This is a genomic window from Pseudomonas sp. 15C, assembly GCF_055484735.1.
Window position 1 is genome coordinate 118,325 of record NZ_JBUDGD010000010.1, and the last position, 10,720, is coordinate 129,044.

General features: G+C 60.9%; 12 protein-coding genes. 5 read left to right on the forward strand and 7 right to left on the reverse strand.

Annotated features, from left to right (window positions below; translation table 11 throughout):
- The first annotated feature begins 178 nt into the window (after positions 1-178).
- Genes ACYYKW_RS08295 through ACYYKW_RS08305 form a run of 3 tightly spaced genes read left to right on the forward strand, consistent with a single transcriptional unit; the run spans position 179 to position 3,618 of the window.
- A complete protein-coding gene (locus ACYYKW_RS08295; RefSeq protein WP_090283051.1) occupies positions 179-403 on the forward strand; it encodes a hypothetical protein in 225 nt (74 codons plus the stop codon).
- Between the two features lie 55 nt (positions 404-458).
- Positions 459-2,006, forward strand: a complete 1,548-nt coding sequence (locus ACYYKW_RS08300; protein ID WP_464989878.1) for an alpha-amylase family glycosyl hydrolase — start codon at positions 459-461, stop codon at positions 2,004-2,006.
- The gene (locus tag ACYYKW_RS08305) at positions 1,996-3,618 is read left to right on the forward strand and encodes an alpha-amylase family protein (protein ID WP_464989879.1); all 1,623 of its coding nucleotides are present in this window, start codon (positions 1,996-1,998) and stop codon (positions 3,616-3,618) included. Before ACYYKW_RS08300 ends, ACYYKW_RS08305 begins: the two co-directional genes overlap by 11 nt.
- On the opposite strand, the gene ACYYKW_RS08310 is transcribed toward ACYYKW_RS08305, so the two are convergent.
- From ACYYKW_RS08310 to ACYYKW_RS08320, 3 genes are read right to left on the reverse strand one after another with little or no spacing between them, the layout of a single operon-like run.
- Complete coding sequence (locus ACYYKW_RS08310; protein WP_464989880.1) at positions 3,607-4,593, reverse strand: SDR family oxidoreductase; 987 nt, start codon at positions 4,591-4,593, stop codon at positions 3,607-3,609. The two genes, ACYYKW_RS08305 and ACYYKW_RS08310, sit on opposite strands and share 12 nt — an antisense overlap.
- 20 nt (positions 4,594-4,613) lie before the next feature.
- Positions 4,614-4,853 carry a hypothetical protein gene (locus ACYYKW_RS08315; RefSeq protein ID WP_464989881.1) on the reverse strand — a complete coding sequence of 80 codons (240 nt, stop codon included), beginning with the start codon at positions 4,851-4,853 and terminating at the stop codon, positions 4,614-4,616.
- Positions 4,854-4,875: 22 nt separating this feature from the next.
- On the reverse strand, positions 4,876-5,889 hold the full coding sequence (locus ACYYKW_RS08320) for a chemotaxis protein CheB (protein WP_464989882.1): 1,014 nt from the start codon (positions 5,887-5,889) through the stop codon (positions 4,876-4,878).
- A 251-nt stretch (positions 5,890-6,140) separates the two neighbouring features.
- Between ACYYKW_RS08320 and ACYYKW_RS08325 the strand changes: the two genes are divergently transcribed.
- Complete coding sequence (locus ACYYKW_RS08325) at positions 6,141-7,250, forward strand: M28 family peptidase (RefSeq protein ID WP_464989883.1); 1,110 nt, start codon at positions 6,141-6,143, stop codon at positions 7,248-7,250.
- A gap of 33 nt (positions 7,251-7,283) precedes the next feature.
- Here the strand turns inward: ACYYKW_RS08325 and ACYYKW_RS08330 are convergent, their stop codons facing one another.
- From ACYYKW_RS08330 to ACYYKW_RS08340, 3 genes are read right to left on the reverse strand one after another with little or no spacing between them, the layout of a single operon-like run.
- Entirely contained in the window at positions 7,284-7,955 is a 672-nt protein-coding gene (locus ACYYKW_RS08330; RefSeq protein ID WP_464989884.1) for an SOS response-associated peptidase family protein, read from the reverse strand.
- Between the two features lie 45 nt (positions 7,956-8,000).
- Positions 8,001-8,249, reverse strand: coding sequence for a hypothetical protein (locus tag ACYYKW_RS08335; RefSeq protein ID WP_093101937.1), 249 nt, complete (start codon positions 8,247-8,249; stop codon positions 8,001-8,003).
- Positions 8,246-8,503: a DUF6555 family protein gene (locus ACYYKW_RS08340; protein WP_336354680.1), complete on the reverse strand. Its 258-nt coding sequence runs from the start codon at positions 8,501-8,503 to the stop codon at positions 8,246-8,248. Before ACYYKW_RS08340 ends, ACYYKW_RS08335 begins: the two co-directional genes overlap by 4 nt.
- A gap of 442 nt (positions 8,504-8,945) precedes the next feature.
- Here ACYYKW_RS08340 and ACYYKW_RS08345 point away from each other — a divergent pair, with 442 nt between their 5' ends.
- The gene (locus ACYYKW_RS08345) at positions 8,946-9,164 is read left to right on the forward strand and encodes a hypothetical protein (protein ID WP_093101939.1); all 219 of its coding nucleotides are present in this window, start codon (positions 8,946-8,948) and stop codon (positions 9,162-9,164) included.
- Between the two features lie 344 nt (positions 9,165-9,508).
- On the opposite strand, the gene ACYYKW_RS08350 is transcribed toward ACYYKW_RS08345, so the two are convergent.
- On the reverse strand, positions 9,509-10,267 hold the full coding sequence (locus ACYYKW_RS08350; protein ID WP_336354679.1) for a gamma-glutamyl-gamma-aminobutyrate hydrolase family protein: 759 nt from the start codon (positions 10,265-10,267) through the stop codon (positions 9,509-9,511).
- Positions 10,268-10,720 lie beyond the last annotated feature (453 nt).

The window sequence follows — 10,720 nt, forward strand, 5'->3', positions numbered from 1 at the left end:
CGCCCTGAGCGGCCACTGCTCGAATGAATCGACGTATGGCACGGCGAGCGTTGCGCTTGGGCAATTGGAGGGAACAACCGCCCGTCTTCAGCGTCATCACTGAAAGCGCCGGGCGTTTATCCGCCGCGTCAGCACCACTCAAACAGTCACCCAGCCCCGCATCAAAAGGATGACCACCATGTTCGATAAGCCCCGCTACATCGTCAGCTTCATCCTCGACAACCAGCCGCAGAGCCGCACTCTGGAAGAGGACCTGGACGGCCTCGATCCGCAGCAGGCGGAAGCCGTGCTCAGGCAGACATTTCCCGAACTCAAGGACGCGCGCTTGAGTGACGTGCAGGTGCAGAAAAGGACCAAGCCTGACGAAGGCGACAATGTCCCGGGGCACTACCAGCAGCCCTGAATCCGCACAGCTAGAGCCGCCGGTAACGCATCACAGCAAATTCAAGGAGAGGACCATGTCCGCTACGCAGAATTTGGCATGGTGGAAAAACATCGCGATTTATCAGGTCTACCCGCGCTCGTTTGCCGACGGCAACGGTGACGGCATCGGCGATCTGCCGGGGCTGATCGCGCGGCTCGATTACCTCAAGGCGCTCGGTGTTGGCGCGTTGTGGTTGTCACCGGTGTACCCGTCGCCAATGTGCGACGCCGGTTACGACATTTGCGACTACACCGACATCGACCCGCTGTTCGGGCGCCTGGCCGATCTCGATCAGCTGATTTCCGAGGCGCACAAGCGTGGCCTCAAGTTGCTGATGGATTTTGTGCCCAATCACACCTCGGACCAGCATCCGTGGTTCATCGAATCGCGCGCCAGTCGCGACAGCCCCAAGCGTGACTGGTACCTCTGGCGCGACCAGCCGAACAACTGGCGCGCGTCGATCGATGGCGGTAGCGCCTGGACCTGGGATGAAGGCAGTCAGCAATACTATCTGCACTTCTTTTTGCCGCAGCAGCCCGACCTCAACTGGCACAACCCGCAGGTCGTCGAGGCCATGCACAACGTGCTGAAGTTCTGGCTCGACCGTGGCGTCGATGGCTTCCGCATCGATGTGGTGCATTGCGTGGGCAAGGATCCGACCTTCGCCGATGACCCGCGCTGCATGGCCGGCGAAACCATGGTGCAGATCAACGATCAGCCCTACAGCCACGAAGTGCTGCGCGGCTTGCGCCGCCTGGTGGACCATTACCCCGGCGACCGCGTGTTGATCGGTGAAGTGAATATCCGCTCGACGGCACGAGTGGCGGCGTATTACGGCGCCAGTGACGAATTGCACATGTCGTTCAACTTCCCGCCCCTGGATGCGCCGTGGGACCCGGTGGTGTTTCGCCTGTGTATTCGTGAAGTCGAACGTTGCCTCGGCGAGCAATCGGCGTGGCCGACCTGGGCCTTGTCCAATCACGACAACAGCCGCATCCGCAGCCGTTACGGCGGCTCGCTGGCACGCGCAAACGCAGCGGCGGTGATGCTGCTGAGTCTGCGCGGCACGCCGTTCATTTTTCAGGGCGACGAACTGGCGCTGGAAGACACCCAGGTCAACGCGCAAACCCGCGTCGACCCCGGCGGACGCGACGGCAGCCGGGCGCCGTTACCGTGGCGGGCGCAGGCGCCGCACGGCTGGTCGGGCAAAGCGCCATGGCTGCCCTTCCCGCCTGAAGCCGAAGCGCTGGCGGTGGAAACTCAGGAAAGCGCCAGCGACTCCACGCTCAATCTGTACCGGCGCCTGCTGCATTGCCGCCGCGAGAGCGCAGCCTTGCGCCTCGGCGACTGGCAGGAATTGCCCTCGCACCCACAGCTATTGGCTTATCGGCGCCATTGCGAGGATGACGAACGCATCGTCTGCGTTAACTTCGACGCGGCCGAGCATGCCTTTGTGTTGACCGGCGAGTGGATCGTCGAAGTGGCCAGTGATCGCCACGGCGAGGACCAACCGTTCGCCGGCCTCGTCGCCGCGCAACAAGCGCTGATCCTGCGTCAGAAAGGAACTGCCCATGAGCGCTGAATGGCCGCATACCACCGTGATCTATCAAGTTGATCCGTCGCAGTTTTTCGACCGCAATGACGATGGTTGCGGTGACCTTGCCGGCATCGTTGAACGCCTCGATCACCTGCGTTCACTGGGCATCGGTGCGCTGTGGTTGCTGCCGATCTTCGGCTCACCGTTTCGCGATTGCGGCTATGACATTAGCGATCATCAGGCCGTGGAACCGCGCTTCGGCAGCGAAGCGGATTTTCGCCGGCTGATCGACGCGGCCAACCAGCGCGGCATACGCGTGATCATGGAACTGGTGCTGCAACACACCAGCGACCAACACCCGTGGTTTCAGCAGGCACGCCGGGATCGCCACAGCCGCTATCGCGACTATTACATCTGGTCGGACCGACCCGTGGACGATGGCAACCAGCCGATCTTTCCCGGCGTGGAAGACAGCATCTGGCAATGGGATGAACAGGCCGGGCAGTTCTACCGGCATCTGTTTTACCGGCATGAGCCAGACCTGAACGTGCAAAATCCGGCAGTGATCACCGAGATCGAACAGATCATCAGCCACTGGCTGCGCCTGGGTGTTGCCGGGTTTCGTCTGGACGCCGCGTCCCACGCCGTGGAACAGGCCGGCGGCGGCGAGGAAGAACGTGGGGTGTGGCTGCTCGAACGGCTGGCGATGCATGCGCGCTCGATCAACCCGGAATGCCTGTTGATGGGCGAAGTCGATGTCGAACCGCAGCGCTTCCAGCACTATTTCGGCAGTGGAAATCGCCTGCAACTGGCGCTGGATTTCTGGATGAACAATCACCTGTTTCTGGCCCTCGCCCGCGAGCGTGCCGAACCGCTGCTGCGCGCGTTGCGCCAGCGCCCGCACGCCCCGGATGGCGCTGGTTATGCGGTGTGGCTGCGCAACCATGACGAGCTGGATCTGGAACGCCTGAGCCCGGCCGAACGCGAGGAAGTCATGCAGGTGTTTGCCCCGCAAGAGGACATGCGTGTCTATGGCCGGGGCATCCGCCGACGGCTGGCGCCAATGCTCGATGGCGACGTGCGACATCAGGCCTTGGCGCAGGCGCTGCTGGCGTCGCTGCCGGGCACGCCAATCATTCGTTACGGCGAGGAAATCGGTATGGGCGACGACCTGCGACAGCGCGAACGCCTCGCGGTGCGCACGCCGATGCAATGGAGTGCAGAGGTCAATGGCGGGTTTTCCCGCGCGGAACAAACGAAGCTGCCGGCACCACTGATCGAGGATGGACCGTTCAGCTATCAGCGGGTGAATGTTGCCGCGCAGCAAGACGATCCCGAGTCGCTGCTCGCGCGCTGTCAGGCGATCTTTCAGCAGCGGGCGCAGCTCGGCGAAATCGGCTGGGGCGCCTCTGAACCCCTTGCGCAGGCGCATCCGGCGGTGTTTGCCATGCGCCATGTTGGCGCAGCGATCACCATTGTCCTGGCCAACCTCAGTCGGCAGCCAGTCACGCTCGATCGAGCGTTGAACAAAGAACTGAAGGGTTTCGAGCAGGTCCTCGCGGACGGCATCTATCCCTCGCCCGTCAGCGAAACCGAGGCGCTGACACTCAATGGCTTTGGCTACCGCTGGTTTCGTCGCAGCGTTTCAAAACCATAACAACACCAGCGCGCCGACCACTGCCAGCGCCGCTGCCAATGCCGACACCTGAGTCGAAGTCAGCGCCAGCGCGCTGTCGCGCGAGCGGCCGACAAAGCGTCCGCGCGCGCGGTGCAGGTCGCCACTCAGCGGTTGATAGAGGTTGTCGCCGTGCTCGCCGTTATCGTCTTCCTTGCTCATCTGCCCCGGATAGCATTGGCGCGCGAGCATTCGGTCGAGCAACCCCGGAATCAGGCAACTGCCGACAATCGCCTTGATACTCGCCATGCCCAGCCACAACTCGCGCGGCGGGCGCTGGATGACGCTGAAGATCGCCCGCGCGGCGACGTCCGGGTCGTGAATCGGCGGCACCGGTTGCGGACGTTTTTCCAGTTTGTTGCGCGCCCAATCGAACTGCGGCGTATTGATCGCCGGCAACTGCACCATGCACACGCGAATGCGGCTGCGCTCGTGCAGCAGTTCGCAGCGCAACGCATCGGTGAAACCGCGCACGGCGAACTTGGCCGCGCAATAGGCGGACTGCAACGGAATCGCCCGATAGGCCAGCGCCGAGCCGACCTGGATGATCAGCCCCGCATTGTGCGGGCGCATCAAGCGCAACGCCGCCAACGTGCCGTGGACAGTGCCGAGATAAGTCACTTCGGTGACCCGACGGATTTCCTCTGCGCTGAGCTTCTCGATCGGTGAAAACACCGTGACCATGGCTGAATTGACCCAGATCTGCAGCGGCCCCAGTTCCTCTTCCAGCGCAATGGCCGCCGCTTCCAGCGCTTGCGCATCAGCGACATCGACGCTGATCGCCTTCACTGCCTGCCCGTATTGCGCCAGCTCTTCACGCGTCGACTCCAGCCCGGCCTCATCGCGTGCGAGCAAGCCGATGCGGTAACCGGCGGCGGCGAAACGCTGCGCCGTGGCGCGCCCTACGCCGGCACTGGCGCCGCAGATCACCACCAGCCCGTTGTTTTGCTGATCCATGCTTTGCTCCTCCCGGCAGACTAGAACTTGGGCACATCGCCCGTGGCTTCGGCCAGCGTCGCCAGTGCCTCCTCCATGCTGGCGATGTTGTCTTGCAGCTTTTCGAAAACCAGATCGAACGCGCCGTCGACGTCCATCGTCTGCTGCCCGCGCAGCGTGGCGCTGCCCTCCTCGATCTCGCGCAACGTATTCACGCTCTCGCGCAGGCTGAGTAATTGCTCGAAGATGCTTGCGATCTGGGCTTTGCTGTCGACACTCATGTTTGCCATCCAGACCTCATCATCATTCAACCGAACGCAATTTCGTCAGCAGGCCGCGCAACGTATCCTTGTGGCCCTCGAGACCTTCGCTGGTCAGCTCGTATTCCTTCAACGCGCTGGTGCGGCCGTGATCCTTGCTGCTCTGCATCAACCGTCCCAACAGCAACTGCTTTTCATGCAAGGCGCGAATCGCCACCCATAGCGCTTCTTCGACGGTTGCGTTCTGGGCGTGGAACAAGGCGCGGCTGGTGTAGGCGTGCCCGGTGTGACAGCGAAAACGCGGCGGGGTATCGCCGACTTCCCACAGCGCCCCGCCACATTCCGGGCAGGATATACCGGCGACCTTGCCGATCCCGTCCAGGACATAAGCGCCGCCGCGACTGAGGCTTTCGGTGAGTTCGTTTTCCGTCGCGTACGGCTCGATGCGTGGCGGCTGCACCGACGAATGAGCGCCGTCCGCGCGTTGCCGGACCGCCTCGACCAACGCCGTGCCCAGTGTGTTCAGCGGCAGGCACACGTCCACCTGCACATGCCGCAATGCATTGCGTGGCATCGACGGCGCTTCGGCGGTGTCCGGGTCCTGCACGAACACCTGACCGCCATACGCTTTGATCGCTTGCAGCCCGACCACGCCGTCATCCAGCTCGCCGGTCAGCATCACGCCAATGGCTCTGTCGCCGTAACTGGTCGCGGCCGAGCGAAACATCGGATCGATGGCCGGGCGCGCATGGTTCTCCTTGGCGCTGCGCACCAATTGCACCGTGTCGCGCTTGATCAGCAAGTGCTTGTCCGGCGGTGCGATGTACACGCAGCCATTGGCCGGCCTGGTGCCGTTTGCGGCGAAACCAATGTCGAGCGACAAGGTGTGCGTCAGCAGGCTCGGCAGCAGGCTCGGCTGATCGCCGATGTGCATGGTGATGAACACCGCTGCCGGCAGATCGCGTGGAAACTGCTCCAGCAGCACGCGCAATGCGGCCAGTCCACCGCTTGAAACACCAATGACAATGATCTGTTCGACCGGCTTGTGTTGATTCATGTTCTACGTCCTTACTGCCGGATCGAAAGCGCCGATTTGCCCTCTGACCGCGCTGGCAGGCTGTTGCGGGCGCACCGAGCCCCGTTTGAAAAAATGATCGTTGTGTCTGTTGTGATCGGTCGAAACGATCGAAGGTTCGAAGAAATCTTCAATCGCCGGTCGCAGCGCCTGCGATTGAATTTTTAACGCTCATGCCTTCCTAAACGTTGAGCGCCCCGCAACGGGGCGCACGTCAAAGAGGACTGAAAGCGATGCCGAAAACCCGCGAACAGGCCGCCGATGGCGAGACCACGGCCAACACCGAAGCACTGCTCAAGCGCCTGCTGATGGCGCGCGGCCCCGGTGGACAGGAAGACGAGGTGCGTAGCATCTGTCAGGAACACTTGCAGCGTCACTGCGATGAAACCTGGACCGATCCGGCCGGCAATGTCATCGGTTTGATCAAGGGGCGGAACAGCAGTGCCGATGCCAACCGCGCGGTGCGCATCATGGGCCACATGGATGAAATTGCCATGCTGGTCAAACGCGTCGAACCGGACGGCACCTTGCGCGTGGTGGCGCTGGGCGGTGCCAATCCGGTGAACTTTGGCGTTTGCCCGGTCGACATTCTCGGCGACGAGCAAATCCTGCCCGGCGTGCTGTCGTTCGGCTCGATGCACGCGACCACCGGCTCGCCGCAGGGTCAGGACGTACTCAGCGGCGCCGTGCAATGGAAAGACGTGCACATCATCACCCGCCAGGACCCGCAAGCCTTGCAGCGCATGGGCGTCCGCCCCGGCACGCGGGTGGTGCTCAGTCAGCACTGGCGCACGCCGTTTCGCGTCAACGATGCGATTGCCGCGCATTTTCTCGATGACCGCGCGCCCGTCGTGGCCATGCTGCAAGCTGTCGAGCAAGTGCAACACTGGCGCAGCGAGTTGCCCTTTGACGCCTACTTCGTCTTCACCACCCTCGAAGAAGAAAGCAACGCCGGCGCGATGTACGCCGCCGCGCATTTGCCCGGGGAAACGACCATTGCGGTCGAAGTCGGTCCGGTGATGAGCGAATACGCGACACAGTTGATGGTCGACCCGATCGTCAATACCGGCGACCAGAAAGGTTATTACTCAAGGCATGTGGTGACCGCACTGGCGGCGGCCGCCAAAGACTGCGGCTTTGATCCGCAATTTGCCCTGCTGGTGGACTTCGCCTCCGATGCCAGTGCGGTGATGAGCTCAGGCATCAGCGCCCACGCGGGATGCCTGGCGATACCGACCGAAAACACGCATGGCTACGAACTGGTGGTGGATGGCGCGATCGAAGCGTGCGCCGCGACGCTGGTGCAATACCTGAAAAACCTGCCAGGCAACGACGTTGGGTGAACCGGCGCCTCTGTGAGGCGCCGGCTCAGCGATTCACTTGAACCGCAGGGTACGCTGGGACGTGAGCACGTGCTCCAACTGCGGCTCGACCACCGCGCGATGCACGGCGAGCACCCGCGCCTGCTCCCATTCGAGGTCGGGGCGTAACCATTCCAGCGCATCCTGCGCCGCAAACGCCAGCAACCGCTGGCGTTTCATCTCGATATCTTCATGAGTCACCAAAGCCAGCCCTTCATATCCGTTCGAGGCGCCGCCCTGTGCCAGCGCCGCAAGGAACATGGGGGCTGGCTGACGCGACGTAGTGTAGGCCAGATTACGTGAGTGCACGGTCATGCCGGTGTCCAGAGGTTCGTACCAGCCCTCGACAGCGACGAGCATGCGCCCGTCACGCTTGACCCGGTTGAACACTTTCGAGCGCATCACCAGGTGCAGCGGCAAATGCGTGAGCGGCGGCAACGTCCCGCTCGACCACGACGGCGACCAGCCCCAGCGTACCGGCAGGCACTCGAGGGTTGTGCCGCGATGGCGAATGCCGGTGACCTGCATGCCCGGTTTGATCAGATCGCCGCGCCCGCTGTGGCGATGATCGGCGTCAGCGCTACTGTTGGTCGCAACGCCCAGCACTTCGATACGGGAAATCTTTCCTTCGAGAAAGCATGACGCCAGTTTCTGCGGGGCGGCGTGTTGAACAATGTACTCACACATTACGACACTCCTGACACTCGATCCGGAAACGCCTGCCGGGCCGCCTCAGCGGCGGCCCATCAACCGCTTGATGTTCATCCAGTCCTCGTAAGCGGCCCTGCGCCTGGCATCTGCCAGCGCTTTTGCTTCAGTGAAACGCAACCAGACATCGGCATTTTCGTCCCCCGTCTGGATAAGCTTGTAGGCGATCTCGTCGAGCAGGTCTGCCTCTCTGAACAACGCGGTATTGCGGGCGATGGCTTCATCCCATTGGGTGGGCGGGTCGGGGTCCGGGTCTGACAGGGGTCTGGTCATATCGCAAGGTCCTCATCCCAGGTCACCGGCTTCGAGGCCCGCCATTGCACGTCGGTCACGCCGAACCGCTCCGCCATCGGTTTGGAAAAACGCTTCAAGGGAGGCCTTCCGGGCTTGGGGATCGGGGTCAACCCCGCGTCACAACTGGCCCACTGCCAGGCTTCCGCGTTGTTCATCAGTTTCGTCCTGATAATGAACGACTTGGGCATGCCATGGAGTCGGTAGTTGATCACATACAATTCTGCTTGGCTCATGAGGCTCTCCTGTTGTTACTAAACAGGGATGTTTCACGCGCGGAGAAATTCAGAGAATTTGACTGGATTTCGATATACGTTTCAACGCCCTGAAAATTAGCTATACAGAGCCACCAAATCTGTACAAGTCGAGCGTAATGTTTTTTTAACAGCCAAATGAAAGGCAACTAACGATCCCTTGCCTGACAACTTTGCGATGCAATTGCAGCGTGCAAACCTGAGCGTGTTTGCGTTCGCCCTGTCATTTCCGTGTCATTGCGCGCAAAACCTCGTCTCATGCAGTCGCAGGCACGAAAGTTGTACTGACGTGCAAATAAACCCTGATCTTCCGATCCTCAATAATTAATAAGCGAAGCGCTTTTCGCGCGGTTTTTTATACAAAACCACCGAAGCGTGTGCGAAGGTTGAATTGGCCTATCGAGCCGTAACAGGAGAGTGCGTGATGGATGACGATGATCAACAGCATACTTGTACAAGGTGCAACAGGCTGTACAAAAGCCCCCAGCAAGCGGAACGCTACAAGGCGGGCGCGGGCCATGCTGGGCTGTGCGGGCGATGCATCAAGCTGCAACAAGAGCAGGCCATTGATGAAGGCCTCGCGCTCTGCGCCGCGAAGATGATGCTGATCGACAGCCAGTTCAAAACACCGCCGAAGCGCTAGTTTGATGTCTGCCGCACCCGCTTCTTATGGACGATCGTTGCAGTGCGCGCAGATCAACTGGCTATGGCGGTCAGCAAAACCAGTTACATATCAAAAAAATGGCAGATTGATATTAACTCTTCGCTGCTTTGAAAGAAGTGACCGTTAGTCAGATGAACTTCAAGAAAAAACGAAACAACTCCAGCCAGTACGATCCCAATAGCAGACCTGCCAAAAGCAGGTCGCTCACGAGTACCCTCCTTAATTGCCCGTACCCTGTACGGGCTTTTTTCTCTTGTTCGTTACATGTTGTTTTTGTTTAAACTCCGACACCTAAATTCTGACCATTATTAACATTCCCTCCGCTATAGCCCAGCGGTACGTTGTTCGGCATACAGGCGGCACGCCTCGCCGAAGGCGTGAAATATCTTCAGATATTCCGGATGCGACAGCACCTGCCACTCAGGATGCCACTGCACGCCCAAAGCAAATCCCTTGCTGCCCTCAACCGACAGCGCCTCGATCAAACCGTCCTCCGCCACCGCCTCAACACGCAAGCCCTCAGCCACCCGCGCGATGCCCTGGGCGTGCACGGAATTGACCTTGATCGCCCCCTCAAGCCCAAGCCCCGCCAGAACGCCGCCCGGTTGCACCGTTACGTCGTGGGTCTTGGCGTACTGCTCTTCGATAGATTCATCACTGGGCGGTTCATGCTCCGGGCCAGGCTCATCCAGCTGCTGGTGCAAGGTCCCGCCGAAGGCCACATTCAGCTCCTGCACCCCACGACACAAACCGAGCACTGGCAACCCGGCAGCAATCGCCACGCGCAACAACGGCAGCGTCAGATGATCACGCGCCGGATCATGCTCAGTCCCCGGCGGACTCGGCGGCCCGCCGTAATGAAACGGCTCGATATTCGACGGCGCACCGGTGAACAGCAAACCATCGACACTCGCGACAATCTGCTCAGGATCAAGCAGATCAGGAAACATCGGCAAAATCAGCGGCAGCCCACCGGCCGCACTGGCCACTGCACGCGAATTCTTGTCGTCATTCATCTGCACCGCATGCGGACCGATCTTCCAGCAACTGGCCGTGACCGCAATGACAGGTAATCGAGACATACACTCCCCCGGATTTGGTTGTGGGCGTTTCGCCTGGAATTTTTGAGTTCAGGGGTGGTGAGGGCGTTCAGTTGGTTTTAGGGGCGCGGTCAAACTGAGTTGCCTGCCTGAAAATCAAAAATCAAGATCAAAAGCCCCTCACCCTAGCCCTCTCCCGGAGGGAGAGGGGACTGACCGTGGTGATTGGAAGAGGTACGCCGACTTGCGATACCGAGTCGAACGCAAAATTTGAAAAGCCTACAAGTCGGCTCCCTCTCCAGGGGGAGAGGGCTGGGGTGAGGGGCGAATCCACCGAAAATCTCAAGCCATGCGACGCTTCTAACCACTCAACAATGAGCGCAAGCTCGAGTGCTCTTGATCTTGCGTCACCGGCGACGTCGGAAGGCTGAGCGCAGGGATTGATCCGGGCGTGGGAGCGCAGCGACCGTCTGGCGCAGCCAGACACAGCGGAAG

Bases quoted from the DNA above. Each gene is read 5' to 3' on its own strand.
- ACYYKW_RS08295 (WP_090283051.1), top strand. From the start codon at position 179: ATGTTCGATAAGCCCCGCTACATCGTCAGCTTCATCCTCGACAACCAG.
- ACYYKW_RS08300 (WP_464989878.1), top strand. From the start codon at position 459: ATGTCCGCTACGCAGAATTTGGCATGGTGGAAAAACATCGCGATTTAT.
- ACYYKW_RS08305 (WP_464989879.1), top strand. From the start codon at position 1,996: ATGAGCGCTGAATGGCCGCATACCACCGTGATCTATCAAGTTGATCCG.
- ACYYKW_RS08310 (WP_464989880.1), bottom strand. From the start codon at position 4,593: ATGGATCAGCAAAACAACGGGCTGGTGGTGATCTGCGGCGCCAGTGCC.
- ACYYKW_RS08315 (WP_464989881.1), bottom strand. From the start codon at position 4,853: ATGAGTGTCGACAGCAAAGCCCAGATCGCAAGCATCTTCGAGCAATTA.
- ACYYKW_RS08320 (WP_464989882.1), bottom strand. From the start codon at position 5,889: ATGAATCAACACAAGCCGGTCGAACAGATCATTGTCATTGGTGTTTCA.
- ACYYKW_RS08325 (WP_464989883.1), top strand. From the start codon at position 6,141: ATGCCGAAAACCCGCGAACAGGCCGCCGATGGCGAGACCACGGCCAAC.
- ACYYKW_RS08330 (WP_464989884.1), bottom strand. From the start codon at position 7,955: ATGTGTGAGTACATTGTTCAACACGCCGCCCCGCAGAAACTGGCGTCA.
- ACYYKW_RS08335 (WP_093101937.1), bottom strand. From the start codon at position 8,249: ATGACCAGACCCCTGTCAGACCCGGACCCCGACCCGCCCACCCAATGG.
- ACYYKW_RS08340 (WP_336354680.1), bottom strand. From the start codon at position 8,503: ATGAGCCAAGCAGAATTGTATGTGATCAACTACCGACTCCATGGCATG.
- ACYYKW_RS08345 (WP_093101939.1), top strand. From the start codon at position 8,946: ATGGATGACGATGATCAACAGCATACTTGTACAAGGTGCAACAGGCTG.
- ACYYKW_RS08350 (WP_336354679.1), bottom strand. From the start codon at position 10,267: ATGTCTCGATTACCTGTCATTGCGGTCACGGCCAGTTGCTGGAAGATC.